Origin of the sequence: Altererythrobacter sp. MTPC7, from assembly GCF_042851395.1 — a bacterium.
Lineage (GTDB): Bacteria > Pseudomonadota > Alphaproteobacteria > Sphingomonadales > Sphingomonadaceae > CAJXSN01.
The window spans coordinates 146,941-161,888 of record NZ_BTGS01000002.1 but is presented as its reverse complement, the minus strand read 5'-3'; the positions used below and the strand labels follow the sequence as shown (position 1 = coordinate 161,888).

Annotated in this window: 17 protein-coding genes; 7 read left to right on the top strand and 10 right to left on the bottom strand. The window is 66.6% G+C overall.

The features are described 5' to 3' along the window. The first annotated feature begins 5 nt into the window (after positions 1–5). Entirely contained in the window at positions 6–395 is a 390-nt protein-coding gene (locus ACGHJ7_RS02590) for a DUF1489 family protein (RefSeq protein WP_390474388.1), read from the top strand. 28 nt (positions 396–423) lie between these two features. Here the strand turns inward: ACGHJ7_RS02590 and ACGHJ7_RS02585 are convergent, their stop codons facing one another. Both ACGHJ7_RS02585 and ACGHJ7_RS02580 read right to left on the bottom strand, forming a co-directional pair. Further along, entirely contained in the window at positions 424–792 is a 369-nt protein-coding gene (locus ACGHJ7_RS02585; RefSeq protein WP_390474386.1) for a phosphatase PAP2 family protein, read from the bottom strand. Then, positions 793–1,356, bottom strand: a complete 564-nt coding sequence (locus tag ACGHJ7_RS02580) for a hypothetical protein (protein WP_390474385.1) — start codon at positions 1,354–1,356, stop codon at positions 793–795. It lies immediately after the preceding gene. 148 nt (positions 1,357–1,504) lie between these two features. Between ACGHJ7_RS02580 and ACGHJ7_RS02575 the strand changes: the two genes are divergently transcribed. Further along, positions 1,505–1,750, top strand: a complete 246-nt coding sequence (locus ACGHJ7_RS02575; protein ID WP_390474383.1) for a hypothetical protein — start codon at positions 1,505–1,507, stop codon at positions 1,748–1,750. 98 nt (positions 1,751–1,848) lie between these two features. Here ACGHJ7_RS02575 and ACGHJ7_RS02570 read toward each other — a convergent pair whose 3' ends face one another. Genes ACGHJ7_RS02570 through ACGHJ7_RS02560 form a run of 3 tightly spaced genes read right to left on the bottom strand, consistent with a single transcriptional unit; the run spans position 1,849 to position 4,831 of the window. Continuing rightward, complete coding sequence (locus ACGHJ7_RS02570; protein ID WP_390474381.1) at positions 1,849–2,559, bottom strand: DsbA family oxidoreductase; 711 nt, start codon at positions 2,557–2,559, stop codon at positions 1,849–1,851. Further along, the gene (gene nudC, locus ACGHJ7_RS02565; protein WP_390474380.1) at positions 2,556–3,467 is read right to left on the bottom strand and encodes an NAD(+) diphosphatase; all 912 of its coding nucleotides are present in this window, start codon (positions 3,465–3,467) and stop codon (positions 2,556–2,558) included. Before nudC ends, ACGHJ7_RS02570 begins: the two co-directional genes overlap by 4 nt. A gap of 14 nt (positions 3,468–3,481) precedes the next feature. Beyond that, positions 3,482–4,831, bottom strand: a complete 1,350-nt coding sequence (locus ACGHJ7_RS02560) for a serine hydrolase domain-containing protein (RefSeq protein WP_390474378.1) — start codon at positions 4,829–4,831, stop codon at positions 3,482–3,484. A 104-nt stretch (positions 4,832–4,935) separates the two neighbouring features. Between ACGHJ7_RS02560 and ACGHJ7_RS02555 the strand changes: the two genes are divergently transcribed. Continuing rightward, a complete protein-coding gene (locus tag ACGHJ7_RS02555) occupies positions 4,936–5,160 on the top strand; it encodes a hypothetical protein (RefSeq protein WP_390474376.1) in 225 nt (74 codons plus the stop codon). Between the two features lie 15 nt (positions 5,161–5,175). Here the strand turns inward: ACGHJ7_RS02555 and ACGHJ7_RS02550 are convergent, their stop codons facing one another. Further along, a complete protein-coding gene (locus tag ACGHJ7_RS02550; protein ID WP_390474375.1) occupies positions 5,176–6,225 on the bottom strand; it encodes an A/G-specific adenine glycosylase in 1,050 nt (349 codons plus the stop codon). Between the two features lie 14 nt (positions 6,226–6,239). Here ACGHJ7_RS02550 and ACGHJ7_RS02545 point away from each other — a divergent pair, with 14 nt between their 5' ends. The 4 genes from ACGHJ7_RS02545 to ACGHJ7_RS02530 all read left to right on the top strand — a co-directional run bounded on the left by ACGHJ7_RS02545 (position 6,240) and on the right by ACGHJ7_RS02530 (position 11,914). Further along, entirely contained in the window at positions 6,240–6,863 is a 624-nt protein-coding gene (locus ACGHJ7_RS02545; RefSeq protein ID WP_390474373.1) for a DUF721 domain-containing protein, read from the top strand. Positions 6,864–6,868: 5 nt separating this feature from the next. Next, on the top strand, positions 6,869–7,621 hold the full coding sequence (locus tag ACGHJ7_RS02540; RefSeq protein ID WP_390474371.1) for a DsbA family protein: 753 nt from the start codon (positions 6,869–6,871) through the stop codon (positions 7,619–7,621). Between the two features lie 120 nt (positions 7,622–7,741). Continuing rightward, on the top strand, positions 7,742–8,482 hold the full coding sequence (locus tag ACGHJ7_RS02535; protein WP_390474369.1) for a thioredoxin domain-containing protein: 741 nt from the start codon (positions 7,742–7,744) through the stop codon (positions 8,480–8,482). 9 nt (positions 8,483–8,491) lie between these two features. Next, positions 8,492–11,914: a chromosome segregation SMC family protein gene (locus tag ACGHJ7_RS02530; protein WP_390474367.1), complete on the top strand. Its 3,423-nt coding sequence runs from the start codon at positions 8,492–8,494 to the stop codon at positions 11,912–11,914. A gap of 33 nt (positions 11,915–11,947) precedes the next feature. Here ACGHJ7_RS02530 and ACGHJ7_RS02525 read toward each other — a convergent pair whose 3' ends face one another. The 4 genes from ACGHJ7_RS02525 to plsX all read right to left on the bottom strand — a co-directional run bounded on the left by ACGHJ7_RS02525 (position 11,948) and on the right by plsX (position 14,939). Beyond that, a complete protein-coding gene (locus ACGHJ7_RS02525) occupies positions 11,948–12,469 on the bottom strand; it encodes a MerR family transcriptional regulator (RefSeq protein ID WP_390474365.1) in 522 nt (173 codons plus the stop codon). A 19-nt stretch (positions 12,470–12,488) separates the two neighbouring features. Then, entirely contained in the window at positions 12,489–12,788 is a 300-nt protein-coding gene (locus tag ACGHJ7_RS02520) for an integration host factor subunit alpha (protein WP_390474364.1), read from the bottom strand. A 127-nt stretch (positions 12,789–12,915) separates the two neighbouring features. Then, positions 12,916–13,881: a beta-ketoacyl-ACP synthase III gene (locus ACGHJ7_RS02515; protein WP_390474362.1), complete on the bottom strand. Its 966-nt coding sequence runs from the start codon at positions 13,879–13,881 to the stop codon at positions 12,916–12,918. After that, the gene (gene plsX, locus ACGHJ7_RS02510; RefSeq protein WP_390474360.1) at positions 13,878–14,939 is read right to left on the bottom strand and encodes a phosphate acyltransferase PlsX; all 1,062 of its coding nucleotides are present in this window, start codon (positions 14,937–14,939) and stop codon (positions 13,878–13,880) included. Before plsX ends, ACGHJ7_RS02515 begins: the two co-directional genes overlap by 4 nt. Positions 14,940–14,948 lie beyond the last annotated feature (9 nt).

Below are 14,948 nucleotides of genomic sequence, written 5' to 3'. Positions count from 1 at the left end.
AGCCGATGCCGCTCAACCTGACCAAGATAGCCTTCGGGGCGCAGAGCTTCGACGATATCGAAAGCTGGTATGCCGGGCGTCGCAGCCCCAATCTCACCACCCGCTATCGCCCGACCCGGTGGCAGGAATGCATCGGTGGCTCGCTGTTCTGGATCCACCAGCACAACATCGTCGCCCGCAGCCCCATCACGGGCTTTTCGGAGACGAAGACCGGGCGCTGGTCGATCGACCTCGAACCGCGCCTCATTCGCGTGATGCCCGTGCCCAAGCGTGCGCACCAGGGCTGGCGCTATCTCAAGATTGAGCCCCCGCGAGACCTGGAAGACGGCGAGGATATCGGCGATGTCCTGCCCGGCAGGCTGGCCGGAAAGCTCCAGCGCCTGGGCCTGATCTAGCCCCGTCTCTATCCTGCCAAGCCCGACCTCACCGGGCCGAGATACGTTCCACGAGTTTCAGCGATACCGCCCAGACCGCGAAACCGCCGATCAGGTCGGTCACGTAATGCCCGCCCATCGGGATCGTCGACACGATGGTCAGCGCCGCCCAGACGATGGCGGGCCACCTTGCAGGCGTTGCATAGGCGCCCTGCACGATCAGCAGCGCGAGAACGGTGTGGAACGACGGGAAGGTAACGATCCCGTTCAGATCCTCGATCCTGACGACCCGGCCGACGCCGGAATAGAACAAATCGAATGTCTGTCCGGCATAGGTGCCGGCGCCGATCGGCAACCCTTCCAGTCCGGGGCCTTTCATATCGTAGTGCAGGATTGCGCCGCGAGCGGGAAAGAACATCTACGCGATGGCCGTTGCCTGCATGGTCACGATCGCCGTCGCGACATACCGCCAGAACCGCAGTCTCTCGCCGCTGGCGACCATCCACGCGGCAGCGGCGAGGCAGAGAATCGCCGAACTGTCATAGGCCCATTTCAGGACCCTGACCGCCATATCCTGCGATGCCGTGAAATAGACCATGCTGCGGCTGTCCAGCGGCAGATACGCGTCCATGCTTGCCAGCAACGGGTCGGCCACGGGCATCCGCAGGCCCAGTCCGCCATTCGACACGAGGCCGCACAGCAGGAGGCTGGCGATGAAGAATGTCATCAGCCTGGCAAGGTCGGCAATGCGCCAGCCGAGCCCGCGAAAATCGCAATAGAGCGACAAGACCGCCGTCATCACGGCTAGGCCGGCGATGCCCAGGAATTCCGAGTGGAACCGGATGCCGGTCTTCGCGGTGATGACGGCAAGCGCGATCATGGACGATCCGAGCGCGGCGGCCATCAGCGCGGAAAGGCGCCTGCCTGCATCCAGGCGCGGGACAGCGCCCGCCCCCGACAGGCGATCGAGCCTGATTGTCATGTTTCTCGCGAACATACCGCTTCGTAGGAAAACGCGCTTAACAAGCGGTGTAGATGAGCCGGCGGGAAAGGCCTGACGCACACGGCCCCTTCCCTCTTCTCGGAACCCTGCCCCGCCCGGAACCGTTGGTGGGGAAAGGAGAAAGCACATGCCCGAACGCCAGAGCACGCACCCCGACAACGACCTGATCGACGAGATGACCGACCTGCCGACTCCTTCGCAGGGCAGCAGTTCGGGAGGCGGCGTGAATGTCCGCGTCGGCAAGCGCGACGAGCACAACCGCGCGACCGATCCGGACAACCGCGAGCCGGAAATCGGCTCTGACAACCCCGAACAGGACGCGCGCAAGGGTCCCAAGACGATGGCCGCGATCAAGAGCGGCAATCAGGACTGACCCAGAACCGAAATCACCGCGACCACTCGTGAAAAACGCCTCGCAATCGATGGATTGCGAGGCGTTTGCCTATTGTGCGCTTATCCTGCCGCGAATTGTCAGGCGGCGGTTTTTGCCGCCACGCGGCGCAGCGCGTTGACATAGGCTTCGGGTGGCTGCGCTCCGGGCACCAAAAACTTGCCCTCGATCACCATGGCGGGGACGCCGGTAATATTCGCCTCGAACGCCTGCCGCTCTTCAGAGCGGACCTGCGCGGCGGTTGCATCGTCGGCAAAGGCCGACAGGGCGTCTTCCCGGCTGAGCCCGACGCCTTCGGCCACATCCAGCAGGACGTCGCGACCACCGATGCGGCGGCGTTCGTTGAAATGCGCCTTGAACAGCGCGAGCTTCAGCTCCGTCTGCTTTTCCGCGCCCCGGTTCTGCAGCGTCCACGACAGCAGGCGGTGCGCGGCAAAGGTGTTCCACATCATCGCTTCGGGCGCCGGCTCCTCGCCCTCGTAATCGAGGGACACGCCGGCAGCCTGCGCCGCCTCGCGCATCTGGCCCTGCACCTGTTTCGACTGGTCGATCGTGCGGCCGTATTTGCGGGCGATATGCGCGGTGCGGTCTTCGCCCTGCTCCCCCATGTCGGGATTGAGCTCGAACGCGTGCCAGCGAATGTCTGCGTCGATCTCGCCGTCAAGCTGGTCCAGCGCCTGCGACAGGTTTCCCCATCCGACGAGGCACCACGGGCACATCACGTCGGACCAGATGTCGATGGTCATGCGGCGGGCATTACCGGTATCGCCTTTGGTGCCTGTTTCGGTCATGATCCTGTCCTTTCCAGCCACCAGCCAAGCAGGTGATTGGCAATGGCCTGCGGCGGAGGCGCGCCGAACGGGGCGCCTTCTTCCCTGTTCATCGCGGCCTGCACCTCTTCGCGGGTGAAGAAGCGCACATCCTCCAGCTCGGTAGTGTCCACATCGATGTCGCCCGGCTCTGCCAGCGCATGGCAGCCGATCATCAGCTGCGAGGGAAACGGCCAGGGCTGGCTGGCGATGTAGCTGACGGAATGGACGACGATGCCCGATTCCTCCAGCACTTCGCGCGCGACGCCTTCCTCCATGCTTTCCCCCGGTTCCACGAACCCGGCGAGCGCGGAATAGGCTTTCTCCGGCCAGCCCTTGCCCCGGCCCAGCATCAATTCGCCGTCGCGTTCGACCAGCATGATGGTGACGGGGTCGGTGCGCGGGAAATGCTGCGCTCCGCATCCGCCCGCCTCTGCCGGGCAATCGCGCTGCCAGCCGCCCTTCGCGATGCGGGTCGGTTTGCCGCACTGGGCGCAGAAACGGTGCCTTGCATGCCAGTTCACGATGCTGCGCGCGCCGCCGTAAATGGCGAGATCGTCTGCCGAAAGCGCCATCATCGCGGCCCATACGCGCGGGTTGCTGATGCGCGGGGCCGCATCACCCTGCTGCGGGACGGCGGCGAAACAGGGCTTCGCCGGGCCATCGCCCGCCGGGTCGAGCCCGAGGAAAACGAGTTCCGCATCCTCCGGTGCGTCGGCCAGCGATCCCCATAGCAGGCCACCTGTATCGTCCATTTGCGGCATGAGACCGTCGAGCGCGAGCAGCCGCGCCTTCCAGTTCATCATTCCCGCCAGCGCATCGGGATCGGCGCGCAGGTTGTCTGCCCGGTCGAGCCGCGAACCGGTAAAAGCAACAGGTCTGTTCGTCATGGTATCAGGACCGTTCACTCGGCTCCGCCCTTGCCGGTCATGGCGGCGAGGTCCGCGCGCACCAGGTCGGGGAACTGGTTCTGGATCGGATAGCTCTCGCTCGGCATGTACTGGGTATAAAGCTGTGCGCGAAGGCCGCTGCCGAAATCGGCAAATGCCGCCGTTCCCGCAGCGCCGCCCCAGCCGAATGCGCCACCCGTCACACGGCCGCCTGCGCCAAAGCCCTGCCCTTCGATCCACGTCCCTTCTGTCTGGACGGTCGAGGGCAGGATGTTACGCGTACCGACCCGCACGGCCAGCTCGCCCATCACGCGCTTGCCGTCGATCTTGCCGTAGCCCAGCAGCATCCGCAGGAAGCGGTCATAGTCGCGCGGGCTGCTGACCAGCCCTGCGCCGCCGAACGGGAAGGCGGGTTCGTCGAGATAGATCGAGGCCGCCGCCGGATCGATCGGCAGGGGTGTGCCGTTGAGGATGCCGTAATTGGTCGTGAAACGCCCGACTTCGCTGCGCGGCACCTGGAAATACGTGCTGTCCATGCCGGCAGGGGTGAAGATATTGTCCTGCAGGAAGCTGGCGAAATCGGTGCCGCTCGCGACCTCGATCACGCGGCCTAGCAGGTCGAGGCTGACCGAATAGCTCCATTTCGTGCCCGGTTGCAGGACCAGCGGCACCTCGGCCAGCCGGTCGGCGAAATTGGCAAGACCCTCCACCGGCTTGGCCCGTCCGATGCCCGGGATCGGGATACGGCTGACCTGTCCGGGCACGAGCCCGAGCCGCTCGTATTCCTTGGTGATCGGACCTTTCTGGATGATGCCATAGCCAAGCCCTGCCGTATGGGTCAGCAATTGCCGGATCGTGATCGGCCGCTCTGCCGGGACGAGATCGGTGATCGACCCGTCATAGGTCTTCTGCACCATCATGTCGGAATAGGCCGGCAGGATTTCGGCCAGCGGCTGGTCGAGGCCGAGCTTGCCGTCATCGATCAGCATCATCGTTGCCATGCCGGTCACGGGCTTGGTCATGGAATAGATGCGATACAGGCTGTCCGCGTCGGCCATCGCAGGCTGGCCGATAGTCAGCTTCCCGCCGCCAACGGTCTGGAGCGCATCGCCCGTTCCCCAGCCGAAGGTCGCCAGCATGTTGGCGACCTTTCCTTTCGCGACATAGCCGGTGACTTCCTCGGTCACGCCGGGCCACGCCATCGCGTGCATCGCCCCGCCTGCATGATTGTGGGCAAGCGCCGCGCGCCCCATCGGCATACCGGCCAGCAGCGCACCGGCCCCGGCCAGCGCCCCGCCGCGAAGCAGGGCCCGGCGGCTGACCTGCGCCTGATTGAAGCCGTCGTCGAATGTCCGGTAAGCCATTGGCAATTCCTCTCTCATCGCTTTTCGATACGCTTCCTGCGGCATGCGGGGTGCACGGTCAATCTGCTCTTGAAAAGGCGCGGTGCTTTACCCATATAACACACATGGGAAACATCATTGCAATCTTGCTGGGCGTGCTCGTGCTGCCCATCGTCATCCTGGGGACCATCCCCTTTCTCGGCTGGGCGAACTGGCTTGCCCTGCCCGTCCTGGTGCTGGGCATCGTGGCCGGACAATTGTCGAGCAGCGGGAATGCCGGGCGCAATTTCTGCATCGTCGTCGGCATCATTGCCGCCATCCGGCTGAGCATCGGCGGCGGTATCATCTGACCTCCATCCGGGCGGTCAGCTTCTGGCGTCCGACAGGGCCAGCCGCGCCGCCTTCGCGAACAGCGTCGGCAGTCCGGCATCGTCCAGCTGCGCCACCGGCCACCATGTGCCCTGCCCCGGGGGATCGGTTTCGGCCGTGGCTCCCAGCACATCCATTTCCAGCGCGAAATGCGTGAAGCCGTGGGATACCGTGCCCAGCAAGGTCCACTTCACATCCAGCGGAGCGATGCCCGACCCGTCGCCGCCAGCATTCCATCCGTCGTCCGGCAGCGACCGCATCCCGCCGAGCATCCCCGTGCCGGGCCGCGCGACCAGCCAGACACGGTCATCCCGCTCGATCCAGTAAGCCTGTCCGCGCCGGACGGGCTTCACCTTCTTCGGGGCCTTTACCGGCAGGGTTTCGGGTTCCTGCAACCGTCCTTCGCACGCCGCGGCAAGCGGACATATAAGGCATTTCGGAGCCCGCACCGTGCAGAGGGACGATCCCAGATCCATCATCGCCTGCGCGAAATCGCCCGGCCGCTCGTCCGGCGTAATCCGGTCCGTCGCTGCCCGGATTGCCTTGCGCGCAGCGGGCAAGGGCTGACGGATCGCGAACAGGCGGGCGACCACCCGTTCGACATTCGCATCGACCACCACCGCCCGCTGGCCAAAAGCGATCGCGGCGATTGCGGCGGCGGTATATTCACCCACGCCCGGCAGCGCGCGCAGGCCTTTTTCCGTGCCCGGAAACGCGCTCGCCTGCGCCACGGCCCGCGCCGCCTTCACCAGGTTGCGGGCCCGCGAATAATAGCCCAGCCCCGCCCACGCCGCCATGACATCGGCATCCTGCGCCTTTGCCAGGGCATCGACACTGGGCCAGGTCGCAGTGAATTTCTCGAAATAGGGTTTGACCGCCGCAACGGTCGTCTGTTGCAGCATGACCTCCGACAGCCAGACGCGGTATGGGTCCGGGGGCGCGTCGCCCGGCGGGCTGCGCCACGGCAGGTCGCGGGCATGGGCGTCGTACCATTCCAGCAGCGCGTCCGGAATTGCGCGCAAGTCCTGTTTGCCGGTGGCGGTCACGCGGTGCCTATGGCATGGCTTTTCGCACGATGGAACGGGATGCTGACGAAACCTCCGGCAAGGGCACGAAACCGTCCGGCAAAGCTGCCGGCGCGCGGGCGAAGACGCCTGCGAAACCGCGCGCCAAGGCCCGGCCCTACGAAAGGCCGCGCGGCCGCGGGGCGAAGGCGATCGGCGACCTGACCCCGCAGGTCGGGCGCACCGCGTTTCGTCGCTTCGGCTTCGTGCAATCCAATATCGTCACCCGCTGGCCGGAAATCGTGGGCAATGCCCATGCGCAGGTCAGCTCTCCGGAAGCCATTCGCTTCCCTCCCGGCGAACGGGCGGAAGGCATCCTGCAACTGGTCGTGATGCCGGCCCACGCCCCGCTGATCCAGCACGTCATTCCCGAGATCATCGAGCGGGTGAACCGCTTCTTCGGCTATAAGGCGGTGGCCCGGGTCAAGATACGGCAAGGCAACGTTCAGGCGCCGCGTGCTGGAGACAAGCCGAAGGCCCCGCCCTCGCTCAAGCCGATCCCGATGGAACTGGGGGAAAGCCTGCGCGATGTTGGCGACCCCGAACTGCGCGCTGTGCTCGAAGGCCTAGCTCGCAGCCTCGGGGACGGGCGCAAGGCGGATCAGGAACAGGACAGGTAATTCCCATGAAAATCGGTCGGCGCACTGGCGCATCCCTGCTGGCTGTCGCAGCCCTTGCCATGATGGGCGCGGGCCAGAACTGGACGCTGGCAATAGAGCGCGGGGAGGCGTTCCACACGGTCGGCAATCCCGATGCCGAAATGACCGTCGCGGATTTCTCCAGCTACACCTGCTCGCATTGCGGACATTACGCGCGCACGGGCGGCGAGGTGATGAAGCTGGCCTATGTCGGATCGGGCAAGACACGGGTCGAGATGCGGCACGTCATCCGCAATCCCATCGACCTTGCCGCGGCGATGGCGGCATGGTGCGGGCCGAAGGACAAGTTCCTGCGCAATCACGCGGCCCTGATGTTCGCCCAGGACGACTGGCTGGAAAAGGCGGGCACTGCGACCGCGGCCCAGAAACAGCGATGGGTCAACGGGCCCATTCCGCAGCGGCTGCGCAATATCGCCAGCGACCTGGGATTCTACGAAATTTTCGAGCAGCGCGGCTATGACCGGCCGGCGCTGGACCGGTGCCTGGCCGATACCGAGCGGATGGAAGCGCTGGTCGCGGCGACGGGCTCGGACGCGGCGGAGTACGGCGTGCGCGGTACGCCCAGCTTCGCCATCGACGGCGAATTGCTGGACGGGGTGCATGGCTGGGACGCGCTGCAGCCGCAGATCCAGGCACGGCTGGACGGAGATCAGGGGAAAGACGACGGGCTCGGCGAATCGAGCGAACTTTCCACCGACAGCGCCTTTTCCCTTGAGTAGCGGCCCGAGGATTGCATAACTCCCCCTCGAACCCGCTCGCAGGCTGTGCAAAACCGCGGCGCCTGCCATCCCTTCCCTGCCCGTAACGGGCTAGCTTCCCCCTTTCAGGAGAGGACAACGATGAACCCTTTTCGCACCACGCTGATCGCCCTTCCCCTCGCTCTTGCGCTGGCGGCTTGCGGTGACGAGGCCGAAACCGCCGGCTCACTCTCGGGAGAGCCTGTCGCGGAAGTTCCCGCGCCGGAAGGCCAGTCCTGGCTCGATACGGTCGCCGTGTCGGATGCCGATGGCTATATCGTCGGCAATCCCGACGCACCGATCAAGCTGATCGAATATGCGTCCTACACCTGCGGGGCCTGCGCCAACTTCATCGAAACCGGCGTCGAACCGCTGAAGTCCGAATATGTGGAAAGCGGGCGCGTGTCCTTCGAATTACGCAACCTGGTCCGCGATCCCATCGACCTGTCGGTGGCGGTACTGGCCCGTTGCGGCAGCCCCGAAAGCTTCCACCCGCTGTCCGAGCAGGTGTGGCGCAATTTCCAGACCATCATGGGCGGCGCGCAAGCAAACGGGCAGGCCATCGAAGCGGCCATGACCGGGCCTGAGGACGAGCGTCTGGTCGGCGTGGCCGAGGCGGTCGGCCTGATAGATTTCTTTGCTTCCCGCGGGCTGAGCCGCGACCAGGCGCGCCAGTGCCTTGCCGATACCGACAAGGTGCAGAGCATTGCGGAAAATTCGAATACGCAGGCCAGCCAGAACGATGTGACCGGCACGCCGACCTTCTTCATCAACGGCCAGCAGACCGATGCCAGGGGCTGGGACCAGCTCGAGGTCGCGCTGCAGGAAGCCGGGGCCCGGTAAGGCAGCCGGATGCAGATACGCAGGCTCAAGCTCAGTGGTTTCAAGAGCTTTGTAGAGCCTGCAGAACTGCGCATCGAGCCCGGGCTGACCGGCGTGGTCGGCCCGAATGGCTGCGGTAAATCCAATCTCCTCGAGGCCATCCGCTGGGTGATGGGCGAAAACTCGCCCAAGTCCATGCGGTCGGGCGGGATGGAAGACGTCATCTTCGCAGGCACGCAGTCGCGTCCGCCCCGCGATTTCGCGGAAGTCGTGCTGCAGGCCGTGGACAGCGACGGCGAGGAATTGGACGTGACCCGCCGGATCGAACGCGGCGCGGGCAGCGCCTACCGCGTGAACGGCAACGATGTCCGGGCAAAGGACGTATCGCTGACCTTTGCCGATGCGGCGACCGGCGCGCATTCGCCCGCCCTCGTCAGCCAGGGCAAGATCGCGCAGGTCATCGCCGCCAAGCCGACGCAGCGGCGCCAGATGCTGGAAGAGGCGGCAGGGATCGCCGGCCTTCATGTCCGCCGCCGCGATGCCGAGGGCAAGCTGCGCCAGACCGAGGCCAATCTCGCGCGGCTGGAAGACCTGATGGCGGGGCTCGACACCCAGATCGCCAGTCTGAAGCGGCAGGCGCGGCAGGCGGAACGCTATACGAAGCTGTCGGACCAGATCGGCATCGCGGAAGGCCGGGTCCTGTTTGCCCGCTGGCGCGATGCCGCTGCCGCGGCAAAGGCGGCGCGCGAGCAGGCGCAGGCCGCAGACGCGCGGGTCGCCGGGCTGAAGGAAGCGGCCGATACCGCGCAGGCGCGCCAGCGCGAGGCGGCCCTTGCCCTCTCCGCCGCGCGCGAGGAACTGGCGGACCGGCGCGACGATGCCTCCGCCCACGGTCACCGCATGGCCGCGCTCACCAGCCAGCTCGAAGCGGCAGAGCAGCGGCTGGCCGATCTCGACCGGCAGAAGGAACGCCTTGAAGAGGACCGCGGCGAAGCGGACCGGTTGACCCGGGACGCGGCCGAGGCACTGGCCCTGCTGGAGAAGGACCTTGCCGCGAACGAGGCGGCGCTGGCCCGCGACGAGGAGGAGCGCCCTGCCCTTGCCGCTGCACTGGAGGACAGCGAACGCGGGGCGCGCGCCGCCGAACTCGCGCTGGCGCAGGCTACGGCGGACCATGCGGGTGTCGAGGCGGAATGGCGCGTTGCCGCGGCTGCGATCGAGCAGGCAGAGACCCGGATTGCGCGCCTCGACGCCGAATCGGCGCGGCATGCGGAAACGAAGGCTGCCCTGCTGGGCGGCGCCGATCCGGACGATGCGGTCGGCAGGGCGCGCGCGGACGCGAACGCAGCGTCGGCCCGCCTCTCCGACCTTCGCACCGCTCTCGATGCCGACCGGGCCCGCAAGGAAACGCTCCAGTCCGAACGCGACGAAGCGGCCAGCGCGCTCTCGGCCGCCATGGCGGAACTGGCCGGGATCGAACGCGAATATCAGGCGCTGGACCGCGACCGGAAAGCGCGCGAAAAACAGGCGAAGGGCCGCGAGGGACTGCCCTCTGCACTCGACAGGGTCAGCGTCGCGCCGGGGTACGAGCGGGCGCTCGCCGCCGTGTTGGGGCGGGATGCAAAGGCCCCGCTCGGCAGACCCGAGGGCGATCCCGAGGGCCGTTTCTGGACCGGACGCGATGCTCCGCCCCCGGTAGCCGATTCGCTGACTCATCATGTGCGCGATTGCCCGCCACAGCTCGCTGCCCGCCTCGCGCTGGTCCATGTCGCCGAGAGCGATGACGGCCGCGTGCTGGCCCCCGGCGAATGGCTGGTGACGACCAGCGGGGCCCTGCGCCGATGGGACGGCCTCGTCGCGCGGGGTCAGGGCGCGGCAGAGGCTGCACGGCTGGAAGCGGCCAACAGGATTACCGAACTGGAAGCCCTCCTGCCCTCACGGCGGGAGGAGCGCGATGCGGCCAAGGCGGCGCAGGACACGGCGCAGACCAGCCTCTCCGAATTGCAACGCAGCCTCGTCGCCTCGGAACGGGCCCTCGGCGAAGCTGCGGAGCAGGAGCGGCAGGCCCTGCGTGCGCTGGACCAGGCAGAGGCCGCGCGTGAGCGGATCGCGGCCCGGCTGGAAGAACTGGAGAACGCTGTCACCGATCTGGCGGAGCAGCGCCGACAGGCCGATGCCGACCTCGCAGACGCGAAGGAAAAACGCGGTGCGCTGACCGATCCGGAAGCGGGCCGAGCAAAGCTGGAGGCCGTGCAGGCCAAGAGCGAGGCCTCACGCTCTGCCATGCAGGCAGCCACGGCCCGGCTGGCAGCGCACGACCAGGCGCTTGCCGTGGCGCGCGAGCGGACTGCCGCGCAGCGCGGCGACATGGCGAACTGGCAGGCCCGCTCGGGCGAGGCCGCCCGCCGGCTGGCCGGAATGGACCAGCGGTTCGAGGAAATAGCGGGCGAGCGCGCCGTCATCGCTGCCAAGCCCAAGGGGCTGATGCGAGAAATCGAACAGGGCGATGCCGTGCGAGAGCGTCTTGGCACGGCTCTCTCGGAAGCAGAAGCGTCGGTCGCCTCCGCCGAGGCCGCAGCAAGCGACGCCGAGCGCGCCGTGGCCGAGGCAGGCGAGACGCTGGCCCAGGCGCGCGAGAACCGTGCCGGATTGACCGCCCGCGCGGAAAACGAAGAGACGCGCCGCGCCGAAATGGCGAGGGAATCGGGCGAGCGTTTCCAGTGCCCCCCGCCCCTTTTGGCCGAGAAGTTGGGCTTCGATGCGGGCGATGTCGGGCCGCAGGAGGACGAAACGCGAGGCCTGGAAACGCTTGCCGCCAGCCGCGAGCGTATCGGGCCGGTCAATCTCGTCGCTACCGAGGAACTGGAGCGCATTGAAACGGAGCACGGCGCAAGTGCGGCGGAGCAGGAGGAACTGGCGGAGGCGGTCAATCGCCTGCGCGGCAGTATCGGCAACCTCAACCGCGAGGGGCGCGAACGCCTGAGATCCGCATTCGAACAGGTCGACAGCCATTTCCGCGAATTGTTCACCAAGCTGTTCGAGGGCGGCCAGGCGCATCTCGCCCTGATCGACAGCGAAGATCCGCTGGAGGCGGGCCTTGAGATCTACGCGCAGCCGCCGGGCAAGAAACTGCAATCGCTGACGCTGCTGTCCGGCGGGGAGCAGGCGCTGACGGCCACGGCGCTGATCTTCGCGCTGTTCCTGACCAATCCGGCCCCGATCTGCGTGCTGGACGAAGTGGACGCGCCGCTCGACGATGCCAATATCGATCGCTTCTGCGACCTGCTCGATTCGATGGTTCGCGAAACCGATACGCGCTACCTGATCGTGACGCACAATGCGGTGACGATGAGCCGGATGCACCGCCTGTTCGGGGTGACGATGGTGGAAAAGGGGGTCAGCCGCCTGGTCAGCGTGGACCTTGGCGAGGCGGAGCTCCTGGCCGCCGAATAGGCCGCGCCGCGGGCACCGTCCGGCAGCGGGTGATCACTCGGCGATGGCAGCCTGCAGGCGCGCGCGAATATCCTTGAGTTCGGCAATCAGCTCGCTCGGCACGCCGCGCGCCTCGACGCTGGCCGCGGCAGAGCGAGGCGCCCTCTCCGGCGCTCCGGCGCCCGGGACCGTGCCCATGTCCGGACCCGTCTCCGGTGCAGGTTCGCTGGCTGCGCCATCCCCGCCATCGGGCGGCGCGTCCTGCGGAAGAACGGGTGCTTCGGAAACCGGCGCATCCGACGCGGCCTCCACCGCGGCGCGGCCGTCTTCTATGGCCGTGCGCGCACCTTTGAGGGTGTAGCCTTCGACATTCACCAGCCGGTTGATCGTCTCGATCAGGGCCACATCGCCGGGGCGGTAATAGCGCCGGTTGCCGCTACGCTTGAGCGGCTCGAGCATCGGGAACTGTTCTTCCCAATAGCGCAGGACATGCGGTTTCAGGCCGAGCGCCTTGCCGACCTCGCCGATCGTGCGCAGAGCGCCGTCGTCCTTGCCATCTTCGAAAGTCCCGCTCATCCCTGCTCCATGGCGAAGATCAACCCTTCGCGATCCTGTCCTTCAATATCTGGCTGGCACGGAACGTCATGACGCGGCGCGGCGTGATCGGAACCTCCACCCCGGTCTTCGGATTGCGGCCCACACGTTCCTTCTTGTCGCGCAGGACGAAGCTGCCGAAGCCGGAAATCTTCACGTTTTCGCCATCCTTCATCGCGCTGCACATATGCGCGAGGATGGATTCCACGAGACCGAGCGATTCCGCCCGGCTGAAGCCCATCTTGCGGTTGATCGTTTCCGCCAGGTCCGCACGGGTCAGCGTTCCCACATTACGCGCCATGCCGTTCTCCTTCATCACATCGGTGCGACCCGGGGTGCGTCAGTATCTGAAAAGATAGCCTTTTCCCGCATTTGGCGCAATCCGCGCAGGATAAAAGGCCGGAAGCGTCTTTCGGGACCGTCCGGGGTCAGAGCCGCATAAGGCTGGCGCCCCATGTGAAACCGCCGCCCATCGCTTCGAACATGACCAGATCGCCGTCCTTGATCCGCCCGTCCTTGCGCGCGGTATCGAAGGCCAGCGGCACCGAAGCGGCAGAGGTATTGGCGTGCCGGTCGACGGTCACGATGACCTTCTCCGCGGGCAGGCCCAGCTTGCGCGCCGTTGCATCCAGGATACGGGCATTGGCCTGGTGCGGCACGACCCAGTCGATATCGGCAGCCGCAATGCCAGCATCTTCGATGACTTCGCGCAGGACCGAGGACAGGTTGACCACCGCGTGGCGGAAAACCTCGCGCCCCTTCATCCGCAAATGGCCGACGGTCTGCGTGGTGGATGGACCGCCATCGACATAGAGCAGGTCGTGCTGGTCGCCATCGGCGTGCAGGCGAGAGGCGATGACCCCGCGATTCGCTTCCTCGCCCTCTTCCGCCTCGATCACCAGCGCCCCCGCGCCGTCACCGAACAGGACGCAGGTTCCGCGGTCTTCCCAGTCGAGGATCCGGCTGAAGGTTTCCGCGCCGATCACCAGCGCCCGCTTCGCCATGCCCGACTTGAGCAGCGAATCGGCGGTCGCGAGAGCATAGAGGAAGCCCGAGCACACGGCCTGGACGTCGAACGCCATGCCGCCGGTGCAGCCGAGCGCGGCCTGCACTTTCGTGGCGGTTGCGGGAAACGTGTTGTCGGGCGTCGCCGTGGCCAGGACGATCAGGTCGATCTCGCTTGCATCGATCCCGGCATCGTCCAGTGCCGCCCGCGCCGCGCCGATGGCGAGCGTGGAAGTCGTCTCGTCCTCGCCCGCGATATAGCGCTGGCGAATGCCGGTGCGCTCCACGATCCATTCGTCGCTGGTATCGACGGTCTTCGACAATTCGGCGTTGGAGACCACCTTCGCCGGCAGTGCGGACCCGCTGCCCCGGAACACCGAGCGAATCATTTGGCCGGCGAACCGTCTCGGCCGCTGCCGGCCCACATGCGCGCATCGAGCTCGCCCAGGTCGTGCACGATCCGTTCGGTCAGCTTGTCTTCCAGCAGCCGCGCTGCCACCGCCACTGCATTGGCGACGCCGGCCGACGACGCGCTGCCGTGGCTCTTCACGACGACCCCGTTCAGGCCGAGGAAGACGGCGCCATTGTGGTTGTTCGGATCAAGATGATGGCGCAGAAGCTCCGTCGCGGGACGCGATACCAGGAACCCGACCTTGGACCGGATCGAGCTGGTGAAGGCTGTCTTAAGCAGGTCGGTCACGAAACGCGCCGCCCCCTCGATCGCCTTCAGCGCAATATTGCCGGAGAACCCGTCGGTCACGACGACGTCCACTTCGCCGCGATTGATCTTGTCGCTTTCGATGAACCCGTCGAACCGCATTTCGAGCGCGGTCGCCTCTTGCAGCTGGGTGGCGGCATCGCGCAGCGCGTCCGTGCCCTTGATCTCTTCGGTACCGATATTGAGCAGGCGCACGCGCGGCTGGGCGCGGCCCGTCAGGATGCGCGAATAGGCCGCGCCCATCACCGCGAATTGCACCAGGTTGCGGGCATCGGCTTCGGTATTGGCGCCGAGGTCGAGCATGACGACGTCGTCATCCTCCAGCGTCGGCATGACACCGGCGAGCGCAGGACGGTCGATACCGGGCATGGTCCGGAGTGCCAGCTTGCTCATGGCCATCAGCGCGCCGGTATTCCCGCCGCTGACCGCGGCCCCGGCATCGCCCTGCTTCACGGCATTGACGGCAAGCCCCATCGACGTGGTCTTGGCCCGGCGCAGTGCCTGAGTCGGCTTCTCGTCGCCGCCCACGACATCGTCGCAATGCAGGATTTCGCTGGCGGACCTGAGATTGGGATGCGCGTCCAGCGCGCTTTCGATCCGGGCACTGTCGCCCACCAGCAGGAACTTGAACCTGTCATGCCGGCGGCGCGCCTCGGCGGCACCTTCGATCATGACGCGCACGCCCTCGTCCCCGCCCATCGCATCCACGGCGATACGAGGCAGGGTCATGACGGTCTC

What these genes read in the sequence shown, in the direction of transcription:
- ACGHJ7_RS02580 (WP_390474385.1), bottom strand. Translation starts at nt 1,356, where the DNA reads ATGACAATCAGGCTCGATCGCCTGTCGGGGGCGGGCGCTGTCCCGCGC.
- ACGHJ7_RS02530 (WP_390474367.1), top strand. Translation starts at nt 8,492, where the DNA reads ATGCAGATACGCAGGCTCAAGCTCAGTGGTTTCAAGAGCTTTGTAGAG.
- nudC (WP_390474380.1), bottom strand. Translation starts at nt 3,467, where the DNA reads ATGACGAACAGACCTGTTGCTTTTACCGGTTCGCGGCTCGACCGGGCA.
- ACGHJ7_RS02540 (WP_390474371.1), top strand. Translation starts at nt 6,869, where the DNA reads ATGAAAATCGGTCGGCGCACTGGCGCATCCCTGCTGGCTGTCGCAGCC.
- ACGHJ7_RS02590 (WP_390474388.1), top strand. Translation starts at nt 6, where the DNA reads ATGCCGCTCAACCTGACCAAGATAGCCTTCGGGGCGCAGAGCTTCGAC.
- ACGHJ7_RS02545 (WP_390474373.1), top strand. Translation starts at nt 6,240, where the DNA reads ATGGCTTTTCGCACGATGGAACGGGATGCTGACGAAACCTCCGGCAAG.
- ACGHJ7_RS02575 (WP_390474383.1), top strand. Translation starts at nt 1,505, where the DNA reads ATGCCCGAACGCCAGAGCACGCACCCCGACAACGACCTGATCGACGAG.
- ACGHJ7_RS02525 (WP_390474365.1), bottom strand. Translation starts at nt 12,469, where the DNA reads ATGAGCGGGACTTTCGAAGATGGCAAGGACGACGGCGCTCTGCGCACG.
- ACGHJ7_RS02515 (WP_390474362.1), bottom strand. Translation starts at nt 13,881, where the DNA reads ATGATTCGCTCGGTGTTCCGGGGCAGCGGGTCCGCACTGCCGGCGAAG.
- plsX (WP_390474360.1), bottom strand. Translation starts at nt 14,939, where the DNA reads ATGACCCTGCCTCGTATCGCCGTGGATGCGATGGGCGGGGACGAGGGC.
- ACGHJ7_RS02555 (WP_390474376.1), top strand. Translation starts at nt 4,936, where the DNA reads ATGGGAAACATCATTGCAATCTTGCTGGGCGTGCTCGTGCTGCCCATC.
- ACGHJ7_RS02570 (WP_390474381.1), bottom strand. Translation starts at nt 2,559, where the DNA reads ATGACCGAAACAGGCACCAAAGGCGATACCGGTAATGCCCGCCGCATG.
- ACGHJ7_RS02585 (WP_390474386.1), bottom strand. Translation starts at nt 792, where the DNA reads ATGTTCTTTCCCGCTCGCGGCGCAATCCTGCACTACGATATGAAAGGC.
- ACGHJ7_RS02535 (WP_390474369.1), top strand. Translation starts at nt 7,742, where the DNA reads ATGAACCCTTTTCGCACCACGCTGATCGCCCTTCCCCTCGCTCTTGCG.
- ACGHJ7_RS02560 (WP_390474378.1), bottom strand. Translation starts at nt 4,831, where the DNA reads ATGGCTTACCGGACATTCGACGACGGCTTCAATCAGGCGCAGGTCAGC.
- ACGHJ7_RS02520 (WP_390474364.1), bottom strand. Translation starts at nt 12,788, where the DNA reads ATGGCGCGTAATGTGGGAACGCTGACCCGTGCGGACCTGGCGGAAACG.